The following is an 18,192-nucleotide window of genomic DNA, read 5'->3' as shown; positions in this document are numbered from 1 at the left end:
ACGACACGAGACGAGATGGAGACACAACTCATGCGACGCATCACCCTGACCGCTGCCGCCCTGGGCCTGGGCCTGGCCCTCACCGCCTGCGGGACCGACGCGGACGAGACGGCTCCCGGCGCCGGCACCAGCACCAGCACCAGCACCGCGGCCGGCGACGAGGCGGCCGAGAGCACAAGCACCGACGTGACCCAGGCCGTGATGGACGACCCGGCGTGCGCCGGCTTCTTCCAGACCGGCCCCGTCACCCTGGCCGACCGCGCCCAGGCCGACCGCGACCTGCTCGAGGCCGGTGCGGTCACCGACCCCGCCACCTGGGGCGAGGTCAACCTGCTGAGCCAGCGCATCAGCCAGCTGGTCGACGCCGGCGGCGAGGACCAGACCGCCCTCCTGGAGCGGGTCAACGCCCCCTTCCTCGAGGCCAGCGCCGCGGTGCTCGACGACGACGAGCAGCTGCCGACGGACCCCGAGATCACCGTCCCGGAGATCGACGTCACCGACTCGGCCGCCGCCCAGGGCGAGCTCGAGGCTGCCTGCACCAGCTGACCCCCAGCGCCAGCTGACCCCCAGCGCCCGCCCGGACCTCGTCCGGGCGGGCGCACCCGTAACCTGGGTCCATGCCCGTGCACCCCGCCGTCCCCGCCGACGTCCCCACCCTCATCGAGGCCTACCGCCAGACGGTGTCGTCGTTCGCCGACGTCGGTGAGGGCCTGCGGCCGCAGGAGTGGGAGCTGCCGACCACCTGCCCCGGCTGGTCCACCCGCGACCACCTGGCCCACGTCGTGCACATCGAGAGCTACCTGGCGGGTATGGAGCACCCCGGCGGGGACGCCTCCGTCCCCTCCCCCGCCCCCGCCGCCCCCGCCGTGACGGTCGGCGACCCGCCCCACGTCCGCAACGACTTCGGCGTCTGGAACGAGGAGGGCGTCCTCGCCCGGCGCGACCGCGACCCGGCCGGTCTGCTCGCCGAGCTGCGGACGCTGATGGAGGTCCGCAGCGCCGCGATGTACACCCCCGAGCTCACCCTCGAGACGCCGGTCCGCTCGGTCATGGGCCTGGACGGACCCTTCGGCCCGGTGACGCAGCACCGCCTCATCGACATCTGGGCCCACGAGCAGGACCTCCGCGACGCCGTCGGCCGCCCGGGGTCCCTGGACTCCCCCGGCGCCAGCACCTACGTCCAGGCGATCCTCGACGCGCTGCCGCGCCTGGTCGTGCGCCGGGTCCGTCCGGAACCGGGCACCGTCGTCATCCTCGAGAGCACCGGCCCGGTCAACGGTCGTGGCGGCGTGCGCGTCGGCCTCGACGCCGAGGGCGCGCTGGTGGGTCACGAGCTCTTCACCGGCCACACCGGGGCCGACGACGTCCGGCCGAGCGTCGACGACGACTCGCACGACCGCACCACGACCATCGCGCTGTCCACCTCCGCCCTGGCGCGGCGCGCCGCCGGGCGCGTGAGCACGGCGGAGACGGCATACAACGTCACCGGCGACGAGGACCTGGCGCGCCAGGTCCTCGAGGCCCTCGTGCTCACCCCCTGAGACCGGCGATGGCGCGCGCGACCCCCGAGCCCGACGCCCCCCACCCCCCGCGGCTGGGGCTGGCGCTCGGTGGTGGCGGTGCGCGCGGCCTGTGCCACATCGGCGTGCTCCGGGTGCTGGACGAGCTCGACATCCACCCCGACGTCGTCTCCGGGACGAGCATGGGCGGGCTGATCGGGGCGTTCCTGGCAGCGGGCTACAGCGCGTCGGAGATGGAGAAGATCGCCACGGACGTGCGCTGGGCGCGGCTGATCGACTGGCGGCCGTCGGGGCGGCTGCTCAGCTCCCGGGCGTTCGTCGGGTGGCTCTCCGACCTGCTGCCGGCGACGTTCGAGGAGCTCGAGCTGCCGCTGGTGCTGACCGCGACCGACCTGACCGAGGGACGGCTGCACTACGCGCACACGGGTGACCTCATCACCGCGGTGCGGGCGACCACCGCCTACCCGGGTGCCATCCAGCCGGTGCACCTCGACGGCGCGACGCTGCTCGACGGCGGCGTGCTCAACCAGATCCCGGTCGACGGGGCGCTCTTCCTCGGCGCCCGGCGGGTGCTCGCGGTGAACGCCACGCCGCTCGCGACGGTCGAGCGCAGCGGCGACGAGGGGGGCGGGCAGCGGCGCCGGCCGGGCGGGGCCTTCCGCGAGCTGCTGCGCGCGACCGACGTGATGCAGGCGCAGCTGACGATGGCGAGGCTGTCGTTCTACCGCCCCGACGTCCTGCTCGACCCGCGGATCGACGGCGTCGACCTGCCCGACTTCCACAAGGCGCGGCAGGCGATCGAGGCCGGTGCGACCGCGGCGCAGGAGCGCGTGGTGGAGCTGCTGGAGATGGTGGGTCGCTGACGAGGGCAGGTGTTCCGCGGAACACCTGCGGCGGGGGGGTGTTCCGCGGAACACCTGAGGTCGGGTGGTGCGTCAGCGCGAGCGCGCCGCCCTGCCGAACGCCCACAGGCCCGCGACGAACGCGGCCACCACGACCAGCGAGGACCCCGCGACCCACAGCCCCGGCTCCCACTGGAGCACCAGGTCGAGCACGAGGCCGAGCAGCGCGACGCCGAGCGCGACCTGCCCGGCCAGCCGGGTGGCCCGGAACTGCGCGAGGCGCTCGGCCGCGTCCGCGCCGTCGCCGGTCATCAGCCGCGCGCCGGGCGTCAGGCGGCGGGTGGCCGCGTGCAGCGCCCCGTAGCCCAGGAAGAACAGCGCCCCGACGACCGCGAACCGGGTGTTGCCGCGCGACATCCCGACCACGAAGACGACGACGGCCCCCAGCGTGGCGAGGAGCGAGAACAACCGGTCCTTGAGACGGGGCCGAGGGGACATGCGCCGATGGTATGCCGCGCCCGCCGGGGTTCCGCCGCGCGGGCCTGGCCTCCATGCCTGCGCCGTGGCCGCACGTCGACGTCGCGGGCACCACGACCAATGAACCGACGTGCCGTCCTGTCGCTCGCCCTCGGCCCCCAGAGCACCCGCTCGCCCCTCAGCCCCAGACCAGCGCGCGGGCCGGGTCCTGGATCAGCGCCCCGAGGTCGGCGAGGAACATCGACCCGAGCTCGCCGTCGATGAGCCGGTGGTCGAAGGCGACAGCGAGCTGGGTGACCCAGCGCGGCTCGATGCGCTCCTCGTCACCCTCGCCCACGACCCACGGCATGCGCCGGATCGCGCCGAAGGCCACGATCGCGGACTCGCCGGGGTTGATGATCGGGGTGCCGGTGTCGACGCCGAAGACGCCGACGTTGGTGATGGTGATCGTGCCGCCCGACATGTCGGCCGGCTGGGTGCGCCCGGCCTTGGCCGTCGCGACGAGGTCCTGCATCGCCTCGGCGAGCTGCCGCAGGTCCATGAGGTCGGCGTCCTTGATGTTGGGCACCACGAGACCGCGGGGGGTAGCGGCGGCGATCCCGATGTTGACGTAGTTGCGCTGCACGATCTGCTGCTCCGCCTCGTCCCACACCGCGTTGACGCCGGGGTTGCGGCGGATCGCGATCGTCATCGCCCTGGCCAGGACCAGCAGCGGGCTGACCTTGACGTGGCGGAAGTCGCGGTCCTTCTTCAGCCGCTCGACCAGCTCCATCGTCGCCGTCGCGTCCACCGTCATGAACTCGGTGACGTGCGGCGCGGTGAACTTGCTGGCCACCATCGCCTTCGCGGTCAGCCGGCGCACGCCCTTGACGTCGACGCGCTGCTCGCGCTCGCCGGAGCGGTCCAGGGTCGGGCGCTGGTATGGCGTCGCCTGGGTCGGTGCCGCCGCGGCGGCGGGTGCCACAGGCGCGGCGGCAGGCGCGGAGGCGGGTGCGACAGGCGCAGAGGCGGGTGCGGCCGGCGCTGCGCCCTCGGCGGGCGCGGCCGACGGGGTGGCCGCGGCACCGGCGAGGTGACGGTCGACGTCGGCGCGGGTGACGACGCCGTCCTCGCGCGACGGGGCGACCTGGGTGAGGTCGACGCCGCGGTCCTTGGCGTACTTGCGCACGGGCGGGGCTGCCTTGGCGCGGCGCGGCTGGCCGACCTCCTCGGCGGCCTCGGCGGTCAGCGCGTCGCCGCGGCGGCGGCGACGCGTCGTCGAGGACTCGATGGCGCCGTAGCCGACGAGCACGGCCTCGCGGGCCGGGGCGGCCGGGACCGTCGGCACGAGGTTGTCGGAGGCCGCGGTCGCGGCGTCGGTCACGTCCTCCGCCGTCGTCCCACCACCGCCTCCCCCGCCGTCGCCGGTGTCGATCGCGATGATCGGGGCGCCGACCTCGACCTCGTCGCCCTCCTGGGCGAGGATCGCGGTGACGGTGCCGGCCCACGGGATCGGCAGCTCGACGAGCGACTTGGCGGTCTCGACCTCGACGACGATGTCGTTGGTCTGGACCGTGTCGCCGACGGCGACCTTCCACTGGATGATCGTGGCCTCGACGAGGCCCTCACCGGGGTCCGGGAGTGTGAACTCGGGCATGCGGGCTCCTTCGGGTGCTGCGCGCGGGCGGGTCAGTAGCCCAGGACGGTCTCGACGGCGTGCAGGACGCGGTCGAGGTCGGGGAGGAAGACCTCCTCGTGGCGGCTGGGCGGGTAGGGGATGTTGTAGCCCCCGACCCGCACGACCGGCGCCTCCAGGTCGTAGAAGCACTCGCGCTGCACGTGGGCGGCGAGCTCGGCGGTGATGCTGCTGAAGGACTGCGCCTCCGACAGCGTGATGCACCGCCCGGTCTTGCGGACCGACGCCTCGATGGTGCCGGTGTCCAGCGGGGACAGCGAGCGCAGGTCGACGACCTCCAGGGAGGGGCCGTCCTCCAGCTCGGAGGCCTGGGCGGCGGCGAGCGCCACCTTGAGCATCGGGCCGTAGGTCAGCACGGTCACGTCCGCGCCCTCGACGCGCACGACGGCGTCGTTGAGGGCGTGCGGCGCGTCGCCGAGGTCCGCCGGTCCGGCGCCCAGGTCGAGCACGCCGCGCTCGTGGTAGCGGCGCTTGGGCTCGTAGAAGATCACCGGGTCGTCGGTGGCGATGGCCTGCTGCATCATCCAGTAGGCGTCCTCGGTCGTCGCGGCCGTGACGACCCGCAGGCCGGCGGTGTGCGCGAAGTAGGACTCGTTGGACTCGCTGTGGTGCTCGACCGCGCCGATGCCGCCGCCGTAGGGGATGCGGATGACCATCGGCAGCTTGAGCCTGCCCAGGGAGCGGTAGTGCATCTTCGCGACCTGGCTGACGATGTGGTCGAAGGCCGGGTAGACGAAGCCGTCGAACTGGATCTCGACGACGGGGCGGTAGCCGCGCAGCGCCAGACCGACCGCGGTGCCGACGATGCCGGCCTCCGCGAGCGGGGCGTCGATGACGCGGTCCTCGCCGAAGTCCTTCTGCAGGCCCTCGGTGATGCGGAAGACGCCCCCGAGCTTGCCGATGTCCTCGCCCATGAGGACGACCTTGGGGTCGCGCTCCATGGCCGCGCGCATGCCGGCGTTGAGGGCCTTGGCGATCGTGGTGCGCTGCGCCGTCGACGCGCGGGGGCTGCTGCTGGGCGTGGTGCTCGTGGTGGTGCTCATCGTCCCGTCCTCACTCCTCGAACCCGGCCTGGTAGGCCGCGAACTCCGTGGCCTCGCGCTCCACCAGCGGGTGCGGGTCGGCATACACGTGGTGGAACATCTCCTCGTGCGGCGGGTCCGGCATCGTCTGGCAGGCGGTCCGGATGTGCCGGGCCAGCTCGTCGGCCTCCGTCTGCAGCTCCGCGAGCCAGGCGTCGTCGACGACCCCCTCGGCGAGGAGGAAGTTCCTCATCCGGTCGATGGGGTCCTTGGCCTTCCAGATGTCGACCTCGGCGGAGATGCGGTACTTCGTCGGGTCGTCGGAGGTGGTGTGGGCGCCCATCCGGTAGGTGAAGGCCTCGACGAGCGTCGGCCCCTGGCCGGACCGGGCGCGCTCGAGCGCGGCGCGGGTGACGGCGTAGCAGGCGAGCACGTCGTTGCCGTCCACGCGCACGCCCGGGAAGCCGAAGCCGTCGGCGCGGCGGTAGGGCGGGACGCGGAACTGGCGGTCGTTGGGCTCGGAGATCGCCCAGTGGTTGTTCTGCACGTAGAAGACGACCGGCGCGTTGGCCACGGCCGCGAAGACCAGCGCCTCGTTGTAGTCGCCCTGCGAGGTGCCGCCGTCGCCGGTGAAGGCCATCACCGCGGTGTCGCGCTCGGGGTCGCCGGTGGCGACGTCGCCGTCGCGCTGCACGCCCATCGCGTAGCCGACCGCGTGCAGCATCTGGTTGCCGATGACGATCGTGTAGAGGTGGAAGTTGTTCTCGTTGGAGTCCCAGCCGCCGTGGTTGACGCCGCGGAACATCCCGAGCAGGTTGACCGGGTCGACGCCCTTGCACCACGCGACGCCGTGCTCGCGGTAGCCCGGGAAGGCGTAGTCCTGCGGCCGCATCGCGCGCCCGGGCCCCACCTGCGCCGCCTCCTGCCCGAGCAGGCTCGGCCACAGGCCCAGCTCGCCCTGGCGCTGCAGCGCGAAGCCCTCGGAGTCGACGCGGCGCACGAGGATGAGGTCGCGCAGCATCCCCCGCATCGCGTCGGCGTCGAGCTCGTCGAGGTAGGCCGTGTAGGGGCTGTTCGTGTCCGTCACCGGGACCCGGGTCCCGTCGGCCGCGAGGAACTGGACCATGTCCGGCCCGCCGTCGGTGATGTCCCGCTCCGGCGGCTCGTGGGTGGCCCACCCGGGGGCGGCGGGTCCGCTCGTGCTCGTCGGCGCGGCGGTCCGCGCGACTCCGTCGTCGCTCAACGCTGGCTCCTTCGTCCGGCGGCGGCTGCCGCAGCGTGTCGGTGAGTTTACGTGCTCGTCAGGCTGACGCACGCCCGGTGGGCAGCACCTCGGCCAGGAAGGCCTCGGTCTGCTCCCAGGCGGTGGCGCTGGCCTGCGCGTGGTGGAACAGCGGGTGCGGGTTGTCGAAGGCGTGGCCCGCGCCCTCGTGCAGCTCGAAGCGCACCTGGGGCCGCGTGCCTCCGGCGGTGACCGCGTCCCGGACCCTGTCGACGGTCTCCGGGGGGATGTAGGCGTCGGCCGTGCCGAAGACGTGCAGGCTCGGGCAGGTGACGTCCTCGGCGAGGTCCAGCAGACCCGGCAGCGCCGAGCCGTAGAAGCTGACCAGCACCGCGGGCGGGACCTCGGCCGTGCTCGCGGCGGCCGCGACGTTGAACGCCAGGCCCCCGCCGAAGCAGAAGCCGACCAGCCCCACCCGGGCGTCGTCGACCTCGGGCAGCGCCGCGAGCGTGTCGCGGGCCGCGAGCCCGTCGCGGACCGCGAGGGCCCAGTCGACCTGCTGCACCAGCGCCATCCCCTGCTCGAGCAGGTCCTCCGCGTCCTCCCGCACCGCCACGACCGGCTGCGGCAGCCGCGCGTAGAGCTGCGGGGCGAGCACGGCATACCCGAGCCCGGCCAGGTCGGCGCACCGGCGCCGGACGTAGTCGCTGAGCCCGAAGATCTCCTGCAGGACCACGAGGCCGGGGACGGGACGGTCGGCGGACGCGCCCTCCGGCAGCCACAGCAGCCCGGGGAGCGGGCCGTCCGCGGCGGCGATCTCGTGCTCGACGGGTCCGGTCATCGCAGGCGCTCGGCCCGGTGGGGGGTCACCATGTCGAGGACGAGGCCGACGACCGAGATGATCATCGCGCCGAGGACGGCGTCCCAGAAGAAGGTGTCGACGTGGAACTCCAGCCCCAGGACCCCGGCCAGCCAGGACGTCAGCGAGAGCATGAGCGCGTTGAGGACGAAGAGGAACAGCCCCAGGGTCAGCAGCACCAGAGGCAGCGACAGGACGAGGAGCACCGGTCGCACGATGGCGTTGAGCACGCCGAAGATCACGGCGACGCCGAGCACGGTGAGGATCAGCGAGGTGCCCTCCCCCCCGAAGGTGATGCCGTCCAGGAGCCAGGCGGCGGCCCAGAGCGCGAGTCCGTTGGCGACGATCGAAAGCAGCATTCTCATGGGCCCATGGTGGCACGTCCGGGCCTCTCACTAGTCTGTCCGGCATGACCGAGCAGCCGACCCCCTCCGTCCGCCTGCGCTCGACGCTCGACGCGCTGCCGGCCTACGCGCCGGGTAGGCCGGCGGCGCCGGTGGAGGGGCTGACGCCCTACAAGATCTCCTCCAACGAGAACCCGTTCCCGCCGCTGCCGTCCGTGCTCGCGGCCGTGACGCGGGCGGCGGGGTCGATGAACCGCTACCCCGACATGGGCGTCGTCGCGCTCACCGAGGCGCTCGCGGAGCGGCTCGGCGTCCCGGTGAGCCACGTCGCCACCGGCACCGGCAGCGTCGCGGTGCTGGCCCAGCTCGTCGCGATCACCTGCGACCCGGGCGACGAGGTCGTCTACGCGTGGCGCTCGTTCGAGGCCTACCCGATCGTGGTGGGGCTGAGCGGCGCGGTGTCGGTGCGGGTGCCGCTCGACGCCGACGCGCGGCACGACCTGGACGCGATGGCCGCCGCGATCACCGACCGGACGCGCCTGGTGGTGGTCTGCTCCCCCAACAACCCGACCGGGCCGGCCGTGCGCGAGGCGGAGCTGCGCGCGTTCCTGGCCATGGTGCCCCCGGACGTGCTTGTCGTCCTCGACGAGGCCTACCTGGAGTTCACCACCGACCCCGACGTGCCCGACGCGCTGGCCGTCTACCGCGACCACCCCAACGTCGCGGTGCTGCGCACCTTCTCCAAGGCCTACGGGCTGGCCGGGCTCCGGATCGGGTATGCCGTGGCGCACGAGCCCGTCGCCACCGCCCTGCGCAAGGCCGCCACCCCGTTCGGCGTCACCGACCTCGCGCAGGTGGCCGCGGTCGCGAGCCTGGAGGCCTACGACGAGCTGGAGGTGCGGGTCAAGGAGCTGGTGGCCGAGCGGGAGCGGGTGGTCGCCGCGCTGCGGGGGCAGGGCTGGAGCGTCCCCGAGGCGCAGGGCAACTTCGTCTGGCTCCCGCTGGGCGAGGACGCGGTGCCGTTCGCGCAGTTCTGCCAGGCGCGGGCGCTGACGGTCCGCCCGTTCGCCGGCGAGGGGGTGCGGTGCACGGTGGCCGAGACGGGGGCCAACGACCGGCTCGTGGAGATCGCGGCGGAGTGGCTCAGTACCAGCGGTGGATGACACGGCGGGTGAGGGCGGCGACCCCCCAGGTGATGACCCAGCTCACCGCGAAGACCGTCAGCGACGGCGCCCACACGTCCTGACCCTGGGTCCGGACCGCCACGGCGAAGAACCACGGCACGGAGATGCCGACCGCGCCGGCGGTGGCGAGCAGCCACGCCTTGCCGCCGCGCCCCGCGATCAGCTGGGAGGGCACGGCCATCGCGGCCACGGTGAGGAAGGCCATCATCAGCTGGAAGACGTCGCCGAAGCCTCGGTCACCGCCCCACGACTGCCCGGTCACCCAGCCGAGGACGCCGCCGATGAGCATGATCCACCAGCCCTTGGCCGGGTCGCCGGTGACGACCGCGGTCGATCCCCGCGGGGACAGGGACATGACGCTCCTCCTGGTCGGCGACTGACCCACGATAGTGCCACAGGACCCCGTGAGCTCCGGGACCGGCGGCCGCCGCCGCTCAGAGCAGGGTCAGGACCTGGACGACGAGGATCTTGACCACCATCGCCACGGGGTAGACCAGGGCGTAGCCCAGCGCGACCCGCGCGTCGTGACCGGTGCTCTCGTTGGCGTGCGCGAGCACCGCGGGCTGGGTCTGCGAGCCGGCCATGATCCCGGCCAGCCGCGGTCCCGCCTGCTGCAGGACCCGCCGGCCGACGATCAGCAGCGCGGCGGCGTGGACGGCGGTGATGACGAGGCCGGCCACGAGGAGCTCGACGCCGAGCGGGCTGGCGAGCGCGTCCACGAACGCCGCGCCGGCCCGGCCGCCGGCGTAGGTGAGGAAGAGCAGGAGCCCGACCTGGGTGAGCGTCTCGGCGGCCTGGTGCGGCAGCGTCCACACCACCGGCCCGGTGCGCGAGACGCGGCCGAGCACCAGCCCGACGAGCAGCGGTCCCGCCGCCTGGCCCAGCTCCATCGTCCCCAGCCCGGGGACGGGGAGCGGGACGGCGCCGAGGAGCAGGCCCAGCGCCATACCCAGGGCGAGCCCGAGGGGGTTGATGTCCGCGGTCCCGTGCTCGCTGTCGCCGAGGTAGGCGGCCACGCGCCCCATCTGCCCGCGCGGGGCGGCGACGCGGATCCGGTCGCCCGCCTGGAGGACGAGGTCGTCGGTGGCCAGCAGGTCCTGGTCGGCGCGGCGCACGCGGGTCGCGCGGGCGCCGAAGCGCTCGAAGAGGGTGAGCTCGCCGACGGTGCGGCCGAAGAGCCGCCTCCTGGACAGCACGATGCGGCGGAAGTCGAGCTCGGTGCGGTCGAGCTCGAGGTGCTGGTCGCTGGTGCGCCCGAGGAGCTTGGTGACGTGCGCCAGGGCCTGGGGCGGGCCGATGGCGAGCGCGAGGTCGCCGGGGCGCAGGACGGTCCCGCCGGCCGCGATCCGCACCTCGCCCCCCGGCTCCTGGTAGCGGCTGAAGATGACCCGGCCGTGCGGCGTGAGCGTGAGCTCGCCGACCTGCATGACGTTGTCGTGGGTGACCTCGATGGTCGTGTTGCCGACCTGCGGCGGCGTGGCGCGGTCGTCGTCGGTCGGGTGCCGGTGGCCGCTGCTCAGGGCGGAGGCGGCGGCGAGCAGCATGACGAGCACGCCGCCGACGTAGGTGATGCCGTAGGCGACCGTCGGTTCCGCGGAGCCGTCGAGGCGCAGGACGGCCGCCGCGAGCGCGGGCGTGTTGGTGGTGGCGCCGGCGTAGAGCCCGGCGACCGTGCCGGTGCTCAGGCCGAGGAGGCGGCCGATGCCCCAGGTGAGGACGCCGAGCCCGACCAGGGTGGTGGCGACCAGCGTCACCGGGCGCAGACCGGTGCGCAGCGAGGCGAAGAACGAGGGCCCGGCGGTGACGCCGACGGCGTAGGCGAAGACCGCGAGGCCGAAGGTGCCGAGCACCTCGGGCAGCGCGAGCCGTTCGTCGTAGGCGGACAGCGCCAGGGCCGTGAAGAGGACCGCCGCCGGCCCGAGCGAGACCTTCCGCAGCCGCACGGCGCCCAGCGCGGTGCCGACCGCGAGGACGGCGAAGAGGAGCAGGACGGGGCGCTCGAGCAGCAGGTCGGCCACGTGTCCGAAGGCTACTCCTGGGGTGACCGCCGGTCGTGCGTCAGGCGCCCTGCCACACCACGTCGAAGGGTGCGCTGCTGCCCATCCGGGCCTCGATGCCCCGGGTGACGAACGCCTTGGCGGCGACCGCGGCCTCGTAGTTCGTCGCGCCCAGGGCCAGCTCGGCGGCGACGGCCGCGGCGAGCGTGCACCCGGCACCGGCGACCTGGACGCCGTCGCCGAGCTTGGGCGAGCTGAGGACCTCGGTGCGGTCGGCGTCCACGTAGACGTCGACGGCGTCCGGCCCGGGCAGGTGGACCCCGCCCTTGGCCAGCACGGCCGCGCCGGAGCGCTCGTGGATGAGTCGCGCGGCCTCCGTCAGCTGCTCCACCGTCTCGATGGTCTCCATCCCGGACAGCGACATCGTCTCGAAGTGGTTGGGCGTGACGAAGGTGGCCAGCGGCAGCACCAGGGCCTTGAGCGCCTCGTCCGTGTCGAGGGCCGCCCCCGGCTCCTGGCCCTTGCAGATGAGCACGGGGTCGAGCACGACGTGGCCGAAGCGGCGCTCGCGCAGGACGCCGGCGACCGTCTCGATCGTGGCCGGGGTGCCCAGCATGCCGATCTTGACGACGTCGAGCTGCTCGGGGGGGTAGGTCGTGGTGATGACCTCGAGCTGGTCGGCGATGACCTGGGGGTCCACCGGCACGAAGCGGTGGGCCCAGTGGTCCTGCGGGTCGAAGGAGACGATGCAGGTCAGCGCCATGCAGCCGAAGACACCGTGCTGCTGGAAGGTCTTGAGGTCGACCTGCGCACCGGCGCCGCCGGTGGCCTCGGACCCGGCGATGGTCAGGACGAGCGGGGGAGTGTGCATCCGCCCAGTGTCGCAGTCGCCCCCCGGGTGCCCTCGGGCGTCCTCAGTCGACCCGGCTGGGCGTGACCAGCTGGCCGTCGTAGCGCACGACCTGGCCGGGCCGGATCTGGACGCCGCGCCGCAGAACGGTCTCGCCGTCGACGGTCACCTCGCCGTTCTCGATCACCATCCGCGCCATCGACCCGTCCTGGACGAGCGAGGCGAGCTTGAGCAGCTGCCCGAGACGGATCGACTCGTCACGGATCGGCACGGGCTGGGGGTCGGGGCTCAGGACAGGTCCTCGGCGGCGAGGCTGGGCTCGAGCAGGCTCTGGTGCTCCGGGTGCTCCTGGATGAACTCGGCGACGAACGGGCAGGTCGCGCGCACGCGCAGCTTCTCGGCGCGGATCTCGCGCAGCGCCTCCTCCACCAGCGCGGCCCCGACGCCCTTCTTCCGGTGCGCGGGCTCGACGACGGTGTGCTGGATGTCGACGGTGCTGCCGACAATCTCGTAGGACAGGTAGCCGACCACCTCCTCACCGCTCATCGCCTCGAAGCGGGACTGCGCGGGTCGGTGCACGACAGCGACGTTGGTCATGGCGCCACCCTAGCGGCCACCCCTGACGGCGCACCCGCTCCCAGGTCCGCCCGGCTCAGAGCCACGCCACCCGGTCCGCGAGCACGGCATACCCGACGAAGGCCACGACGTCGAGCAGCGTGTGCGCCACCACCAGCGGCATCACCCGACGCGTCCGCGTGTAGACCCAGCCGAGCAGCAGCCCCATCGCGACGTTGCCGACGAACCCCCCGAACCCCTGGTAGAGGTGGTAGCTGCCGCGCAGCAGCGCCGACGTGACGACGATCGTCAGGGTCGACCAGCCCGCCTGGCCCCAGCGGGTGAAGAGGTAGCCGACCATGACCGCCTCCTCGAGGACGGCGTTCTGCACCGCGGCGAGCACGAGGACCGGCACCGCCCACCAGACGGCCTCGAGGTTCGCGGGGGCGACGGTCGTGTTGAGCCCCAGGCCGCGCGCCGCCAGGTAGAGCCCGAGCCCGGGGATCCCGACCAGGGCCGCGAGGCCGAGGCCGAGCAGCGCGTCCGGCACCGGGCGTCGCAGGTCCAGGCCCATCCCCCGCCAGGCGTCCCACCGGCCGGTGCGCTCGCGGCCGAGCAGGTGCAGCGCGAGGAGCACCGGGACGAGGGCGAGCACGATGCCGGTGAGCTGGTAGGCCAGGTCGAGCCACGGCCGGTCGGGCGCGGCGCTGGTGTTCATGCTCGTGGTCTGCGCCGACAGCGGGGTCTCCGCGGTGACCTTGCGGACGATGGACAGCAGCGACCACACGGCCGACGCCCCGAGGCTGACGCCGAGCACCAGGACGGTCTCGGTGACCAGGGTGCGGCGCCCGAGCCGGGTGGGCGCGAGGGCGGACACCCAGGAGGTATGCACGCGCCTACCGTAGTCAGTGGGGTCCGTCGCCGGACCGGTCAGCCGTCGTCGCCGTCGTCGTCGTCGCCGTCGTCGCCGCCGTCGCACTCCCACTCGTCGTCGTCCCACTCGCAGCTGTCGCCGGGGGCGACGGGGGCGGGCTGGACCGGCTGGGGGGCCACGGGCTCCGCGGCAAGCCGCTCGGCCTCCAGCCGCTCGGCCTCCAGCCGCTCGGCCTCCGCCTGGGACTCGGCCTCCTCGGCGGCGACGCGCTCGGCGCGCAGGTCCCCGGCGCGACCGGAGAGCTCGCGGGCCGAGAGGCCGAGCGCCTCGAAGAAGCGGTCGACCAGGACGACGTCACCACCGACCCCGGCGCCGCGGGACGGAAGGGCGGCAGTGCTCGGGCCTGAGCTCCGCTCGTTCGCGTCACCTGCTGCGCCGGGGTCGGCGGTGCCGGTCTGGGGGCCCGCGGGGACCAGGTCCACCGTGGGCGGGGCCGTCCCACCCTCGACCAGGGACTGCGCCTCGGCCGGGGTGATGGTTCCGGTGATGACGACGCCGTCCGTGTCGGCGCGCGCCACCGACGTCGCGTCGTACCACAGCCACCCGCCCAGCAGGCCGACGAGGACCAGTGCGAGGGCGGACGCGAGCATCTTCATGGCACCCAGGGTGCACCAGCAGGAGGAGACGTGCGTGAGAGGTTCATGAGAGGTCTCTCATCCGGCGCCCCGCCCACTCGAGCACGACCTCCCGCCAGCGCGGCCGGAAAGCGTAGACGCAGACCAGCCGCGCCACCGTCGCCAGCTCGGCCGTGCGCAGGGCGTCGTCGTCCGCCCCGCCAGCAGCGGCGACCCGGTGCGCGACGGCGGCGACCGTCGCGGCGGGCTGCTCGCCCCACAGTCCCTGCGCACGCCGCAGGTCGGCGTGCACGGCCAGGTTCGCCGGGTCGAGCACCGGGTCGGCCAGGCAGAGGGTGTCGAGGTCGAGCACGCCGAGCCGCCGGCCGTCCCACAGCAGCTGCTTGTCGTGCAGGTCGCGGTGGGTGACCACGAGCCGCCCCTGGCGCCGGGCCGAGACCTGCTGGGCGACGTCCCTCGCCGTGCCGGTCCACGTCGTCGGGAGGAGCCCCGCCGCGGCGGCCCTGCCTGCCCAGTCGCGCAGCACCGTCGCCTCGTCCTCCCAGGTATGCCGTGGCAGGGCCGGCAGGGGGTCCGTCGGCTGCTCCTGCAACCGGGTCCAGGCGGTGGCCCAGCCGTCCCAGAGGTCGTCCCACGACCCGTCGTCGGACAGCTCGTGCGCGGGGCGTCCCGGGAGGGAGGAGAGCGTGACGGTGTCTTCCGTAACCTCAGACACCCGTGGGGCGGCCAGCCCCTCCGCCCCCGCGACCCGAGCACCCACCCCGGCCGCCCGCGCCGCCCCGGCCGCGCGGCCGGGGCGCACCACCTTGACGTAGCTCTCGCCGCACCGCAGCACCGCCCGTCGTCCGGCCCGGTGCACGACCAGGTCGGCGTCCGGCCTGGCGGCGAGACCCTGGAGCGCCGGCAGCCGCGGGTCGACGCCGTAGGGCAGCAGGGTCACCCGACCGTCGGCCCCCGTCGTCCCCGCCCGCAGCCGACCCAGCGCGTCCCGGCCCTCGACCGTGCGGACCGTCCCGTCACCGCCCCGGCCCGGCCAGGCGCGGTCGACGGTGATGTCGTCCGCGCCGAGGGGGGCGGCGGCCACGGTGCTCATGCGGGGTGCCCCAGCTGCTCCGCCGGTCGTCCCCAGGCGTCGTCGACCGACAGCGCGGTGCTCGCCAGCAGGGCGCGCCGCACCGTCTCACCGTGCCAGCCCGGGACCTGAGCACGCCACGGCTCGGCGACGCGGGCCAGGAGGCAGGCGGCGACCCAGGCGCCGGGCACGGGCGGGACGCGTCGCGCGGTCCGCGCGTAGCCGTCCGCCACCCGCGCACCACCTCCCCGGCCGCCGACCAGGTCAGCCGCGACGAGGCCCGCGAGGTCCAGCACGGCCGGCGCGACGGCCGCGCGGTCGAGGTCGGTGAGGACGACGGTGCCGTCCTCCCGGACCAGGCACTGGTCGCGCGAGAGGTCGCCGTGGCAGACGACGAGCCGCCCGCCGACGGCGCGGCCGCCCGGGGCCTCCTCCGGCAGCTGGTCCAGCACCCGCCGTGCACCGGTGGCAGCCCCCGGGGCGACGGCCTCGAGGAGGGCGACCGAGCGCTCGGCCGCGGCGCGCAGGTCGGCCCAGCCACGCTCCCCCAGACCGCGCACGGCACCGGCGTCGACAGCGTGCAGCCGGCCGACCGCGCGACCGAGGTCGGTCAGCGTGCCCGGGTCGGTGACGCCGCTCGCGTCCTCTCCGTGCACCCACGGCCACCAGGAGGTCCGGCGGGCGCACGGCATACCCGGTCGGGGGGCCACGGGGGTGACGACCGGGGCGCCGGCGGCGGCGGCGTCCCGGGCCACGCGGCGCAGGCGGGAGCGGTGGTCGTGCCCGGTGACGCGGACGACGAGCTCGCCCTGGCGCAGGACGACCCGGCGCAGCGGGTTGTGGCGCAGCACGGTGGTGCCGGCCGGGAGGGCGCCGTCGCCGGTCCCGAGCCGGGCGAGCTCGGTCGCGAGGCGCGGGTCGGTGGCCACCGGGCCCCACTGGACGAGCGTCTCGCGGCCGGTGATCTCCACCTCGCCGAGCGCGTCCGCGAGACCGACCTCGTCCGCGCGGTCGCGGGCCTTGCCGGCCTTGGCGCGCGCGTCGCCGGACAGCGTGCGGACCCAGCCCCACGGCGCCCCGTGCTCGTCGACGAGGGAGGCGACCGTCGAGACGCCGATCTTGGGGCGCAGGTGGGTGGCGCGGACCGGGCGGCCCACGGCGTCCGCGAGGCGGTCGGGGTGGAGGAGGAGCGAGAGCCCCGGGTCGCCGAGGCTCACGACGCGCCCACGACGTGGGTGGGGGAGGGCGTGGTGCTGGGGCTGTCCCCGTCGAGCAGCCCGTCCAGCGGCGCGAGCGCGGCCGGACCGTCCCAGGTCACCCGCCCGGCGTCGACGACGACCACGCGGTCGGCGGTGCGGGCGGTGCGCGGGTCGTGGGTGACGATCAGGCAGGTGCGTCCGCGGGCGAGGTCGGTGATGGCGCCGGTGACGAGCGCGACGTTGTCGGGGTCGAGCCCGGTCGTCGGCTCGTCGAGGACCAGGACGGGCGCGTCGCGGAGGAAGGCCCGGGCCAGCGAGATGCGCTGCCGCTGACCGCCGCTGAGGGTGGCGCCGCGCTCGGCGACCAGGGTGCGCAGGCCGTCGGGCAGGACGTCGGTGAACTCCTCGACCCGGGCGAGGCGGGCGGCCTCGCGCACCTCCTCGTCGGTGGCGTCGGGGCGGCCCTGCCGGATGTTCTCCTCCACGGTGCCGGCGAAGACGACCGCGTCCTGCTGCACCAGCGCCACCTGCGACCGCAGCTCGGCGAGGTCGGCGCGGCGCACGTCGGTGCCGTCGAGCCGGACGGTGCCGCTGTCGGGGTCGACCAGCCGCAGCAGGAGCGAGACGATCGTGGACTTGCCCGAGCCGGAGGGTCCGACGACCGCGACGGTCTCGCCCGGGTCGACGCGCAGGTCCAGCCCGCGGAGCACCGGCTGGCCGGGCTCGTGGGCGAGGTGGACGCCGTCGAGCTCGACGACGCCGCGCGCCCGGCCCAGCGGCACGGGGTCGGGCGGCGAGACGATGTCGGGCTCGACGTCGAGCAGGTCGGCGACGCGCTCGCCGGAGGCGCTGGCGCGGGCGATGCGGCCGGTGTACTTGGCGAGGTCGCGCAGCGGCTTCATCGCGGTCTTGAGGTAGGTGAGGACGATGACGAGGTCGCCGGGGGTCATCGCGCCCTGCATCACCCGCAGGCCGCCGATGAAGAGGACGGCGGCGGTGGCGACCCCGACGAGCACGTCGGTGCGGCGCTCGAGCGCGGCGGCGAGGCGGCGGGCCCGGACCCCGTCCTTGAGCGACCTCGCGTTGGAGCCGCGGAAGTGCTCGGCGCGGTCGGCCTCCATCCCGTAGGCCTGCACGTGCGTCATCCCGGTGAGCGTCTCCTGCGCGATGCTGGCCAGGTCGCCCTCGCTGCGGCGCGTCCTGCGCGAGGCCGTGGTGATCCTGCCGGTGCTGCTGCGGGAGAAGAGGAGGAAGGCGGCGACCGCGGCCAGCACGACGCCGGCGATGACGGGGTCCAGCCAGGTCATCACGCCGAGCATCGCCAGGAGCGTGACCACGTTGGCGACGAGCGGCATGCCGGCGGTGACGCCCACCTCCTGCAGCCGGCCGACGTCGGAGACGAGGCGCTGGACGAGGTCCCCGGAGCGGGTCGTGCCGTGATAGCTGCGCGGGAGCGACTGCACGTGGTCGAAGACCCGGGCGCGCAGCTCGGTGGCGATGCGGGAGCCGCCGAGCGCGAGGGCGACGGTCGCGCCGAAGTTGCAGACGGCCCGCAGCCCGACGATCGAGACGGTGGCCAGCGCGCAGGCCAGCAGGATCTGGACGCTGGCGGTGGGGCCGGGGGTGCCGAGGTCGGCGCCCAGGCTGCGGGTGACCGCGTCGACGACGAGCTTGGTGGGCCATGGCTCGAGCACGCGGAAGGCGACCTCGAGCAGCAGCAGCCCGCCGCCGCCGGCGAGGAGCAGCCGCTGCCCGGGCAGGTGCGGGCCGAGCAGCCCCAGGGTGCGCCGCAGCGCGGACCGCCGGATGCGCGGGATGCTGTCGGCCACGGGGCGTCCTCTCGGGTGGGTGGGTGGGTGGGTGGG

General features: G+C 74.6%; 20 protein-coding genes. 4 read left to right on the top strand and 16 right to left on the bottom strand.

The window, feature by feature from the left end; all coding sequences use genetic code 11:
- Nucleotides 1–30 precede the first annotated feature (30 nt).
- The 3 genes from ACI3ET_RS13535 to ACI3ET_RS13525 all read left to right on the top strand — a co-directional run bounded on the left by ACI3ET_RS13535 (nt 31) and on the right by ACI3ET_RS13525 (nt 2,383).
- A complete protein-coding gene (locus tag ACI3ET_RS13535) occupies nt 31–546 on the top strand; it encodes a hypothetical protein (protein WP_405033590.1) in 516 nt (171 codons plus the stop codon).
- A gap of 71 nt (nt 547–617) precedes the next feature.
- The gene (locus ACI3ET_RS13530) at nt 618–1,541 is read left to right on the top strand and encodes a maleylpyruvate isomerase family mycothiol-dependent enzyme (protein ID WP_405033589.1); all 924 of its coding nucleotides are present in this window, start codon (nt 618–620) and stop codon (nt 1,539–1,541) included.
- 8 nt (nt 1,542–1,549) lie between these two features.
- Complete coding sequence (locus tag ACI3ET_RS13525; protein WP_405033588.1) at nt 1,550–2,383, top strand: patatin-like phospholipase family protein; 834 nt, start codon at nt 1,550–1,552, stop codon at nt 2,381–2,383.
- A gap of 72 nt (nt 2,384–2,455) precedes the next feature.
- Here the strand turns inward: ACI3ET_RS13525 and ACI3ET_RS13520 are convergent, their stop codons facing one another.
- The 6 genes from ACI3ET_RS13520 to ACI3ET_RS13495 all read right to left on the bottom strand — a co-directional run bounded on the left by ACI3ET_RS13520 (nt 2,456) and on the right by ACI3ET_RS13495 (nt 7,982).
- Nucleotides 2,456–2,860, bottom strand: a complete 405-nt coding sequence (locus ACI3ET_RS13520) for a hypothetical protein (protein ID WP_405033587.1) — start codon at nt 2,858–2,860, stop codon at nt 2,456–2,458.
- 157 nt (nt 2,861–3,017) lie between these two features.
- Nucleotides 3,018–4,475: a dihydrolipoamide acetyltransferase family protein gene (locus ACI3ET_RS13515; protein ID WP_405033586.1), complete on the bottom strand. Its 1,458-nt coding sequence runs from the start codon at nt 4,473–4,475 to the stop codon at nt 3,018–3,020.
- Between the two features lie 32 nt (nt 4,476–4,507).
- Nucleotides 4,508–5,557, bottom strand: a complete 1,050-nt coding sequence (locus tag ACI3ET_RS13510; protein ID WP_405033585.1) for an alpha-ketoacid dehydrogenase subunit beta — start codon at nt 5,555–5,557, stop codon at nt 4,508–4,510.
- A 10-nt stretch (nt 5,558–5,567) separates the two neighbouring features.
- The gene (pdhA, locus tag ACI3ET_RS13505) at nt 5,568–6,779 is read right to left on the bottom strand and encodes a pyruvate dehydrogenase (acetyl-transferring) E1 component subunit alpha (protein WP_405033584.1); all 1,212 of its coding nucleotides are present in this window, start codon (nt 6,777–6,779) and stop codon (nt 5,568–5,570) included.
- Between the two features lie 58 nt (nt 6,780–6,837).
- Entirely contained in the window at nt 6,838–7,599 is a 762-nt protein-coding gene (locus ACI3ET_RS13500; RefSeq protein ID WP_405033583.1) for a dienelactone hydrolase family protein, read from the bottom strand.
- Nucleotides 7,596–7,982 (bottom strand): phage holin family protein, encoded by a 387-nt coding sequence (locus ACI3ET_RS13495; protein WP_405033582.1) that lies wholly within the window; start codon nt 7,980–7,982, stop codon nt 7,596–7,598. Before ACI3ET_RS13495 ends, ACI3ET_RS13500 begins: the two co-directional genes overlap by 4 nt.
- A gap of 44 nt (nt 7,983–8,026) precedes the next feature.
- On the opposite strand from ACI3ET_RS13495, the gene ACI3ET_RS13490 reads away from it, so the two are divergent.
- Nucleotides 8,027–9,124 carry a pyridoxal phosphate-dependent aminotransferase gene (locus tag ACI3ET_RS13490; RefSeq protein WP_405033581.1) on the top strand — a complete coding sequence of 366 codons (1,098 nt, stop codon included), beginning with the start codon at nt 8,027–8,029 and terminating at the stop codon, nt 9,122–9,124.
- Here the strand turns inward: ACI3ET_RS13490 and ACI3ET_RS13485 are convergent.
- The 10 genes from ACI3ET_RS13485 to ACI3ET_RS13440 form a co-directional block, all read right to left on the bottom strand.
- The gene (locus ACI3ET_RS13485; RefSeq protein ID WP_405033579.1) at nt 9,105–9,500 is read right to left on the bottom strand and encodes a hypothetical protein; all 396 of its coding nucleotides are present in this window, start codon (nt 9,498–9,500) and stop codon (nt 9,105–9,107) included. The genes ACI3ET_RS13490 and ACI3ET_RS13485 overlap by 20 nt on opposite strands.
- 79 nt (nt 9,501–9,579) lie before the next feature.
- Complete coding sequence (locus ACI3ET_RS13480; RefSeq protein WP_405033578.1) at nt 9,580–11,163, bottom strand: aspartate:alanine exchanger family transporter; 1,584 nt, start codon at nt 11,161–11,163, stop codon at nt 9,580–9,582.
- A gap of 40 nt (nt 11,164–11,203) precedes the next feature.
- Nucleotides 11,204–12,013: a bifunctional hydroxymethylpyrimidine kinase/phosphomethylpyrimidine kinase gene (locus ACI3ET_RS13475; RefSeq protein ID WP_405033577.1), complete on the bottom strand. Its 810-nt coding sequence runs from the start codon at nt 12,011–12,013 to the stop codon at nt 11,204–11,206.
- Nucleotides 12,014–12,056: 43 nt separating this feature from the next.
- Nucleotides 12,057–12,263 carry an RNA-binding S4 domain-containing protein gene (locus ACI3ET_RS13470; protein WP_405033576.1) on the bottom strand — a complete coding sequence of 69 codons (207 nt, stop codon included), beginning with the start codon at nt 12,261–12,263 and terminating at the stop codon, nt 12,057–12,059.
- Nucleotides 12,264–12,280: 17 nt separating this feature from the next.
- Complete coding sequence (locus ACI3ET_RS13465; RefSeq protein WP_405033575.1) at nt 12,281–12,589, bottom strand: GNAT family N-acetyltransferase; 309 nt, start codon at nt 12,587–12,589, stop codon at nt 12,281–12,283.
- Between the two features lie 55 nt (nt 12,590–12,644).
- The gene (locus ACI3ET_RS13460) at nt 12,645–13,439 is read right to left on the bottom strand and encodes a CPBP family intramembrane glutamic endopeptidase (protein WP_405033574.1); all 795 of its coding nucleotides are present in this window, start codon (nt 13,437–13,439) and stop codon (nt 12,645–12,647) included.
- A gap of 38 nt (nt 13,440–13,477) precedes the next feature.
- Nucleotides 13,478–14,077 carry a hypothetical protein gene (locus tag ACI3ET_RS13455; RefSeq protein ID WP_405033573.1) on the bottom strand — a complete coding sequence of 200 codons (600 nt, stop codon included), beginning with the start codon at nt 14,075–14,077 and terminating at the stop codon, nt 13,478–13,480.
- 43 nt (nt 14,078–14,120) lie between these two features.
- Nucleotides 14,121–15,149, bottom strand: a complete 1,029-nt coding sequence (locus ACI3ET_RS13450) for an aminoglycoside phosphotransferase family protein (RefSeq protein ID WP_405033572.1) — start codon at nt 15,147–15,149, stop codon at nt 14,121–14,123.
- Nucleotides 15,146–16,345: an aminoglycoside phosphotransferase/kinase family protein gene (locus tag ACI3ET_RS13445; protein WP_405033571.1), complete on the bottom strand. Its 1,200-nt coding sequence runs from the start codon at nt 16,343–16,345 to the stop codon at nt 15,146–15,148. The genes ACI3ET_RS13450 and ACI3ET_RS13445 overlap by 4 nt, the downstream gene beginning before the upstream one ends.
- The gene (locus ACI3ET_RS13440; protein ID WP_405033570.1) at nt 16,342–18,156 is read right to left on the bottom strand and encodes an ABC transporter ATP-binding protein; all 1,815 of its coding nucleotides are present in this window, start codon (nt 18,154–18,156) and stop codon (nt 16,342–16,344) included. The genes ACI3ET_RS13445 and ACI3ET_RS13440 overlap by 4 nt, the downstream gene beginning before the upstream one ends.
- Between the last annotated feature and the right edge of the window lie 36 nt (nt 18,157–18,192).

Origin of the sequence: Ornithinimicrobium jinqii (genome assembly GCF_045032595.1) — a bacterium.
Taxonomy (GTDB): Bacteria; Actinomycetota; Actinomycetes; order Actinomycetales; family Dermatophilaceae; genus Ornithinicoccus.
This window is presented reverse-complemented; position numbering and strand designations above follow the sequence as displayed.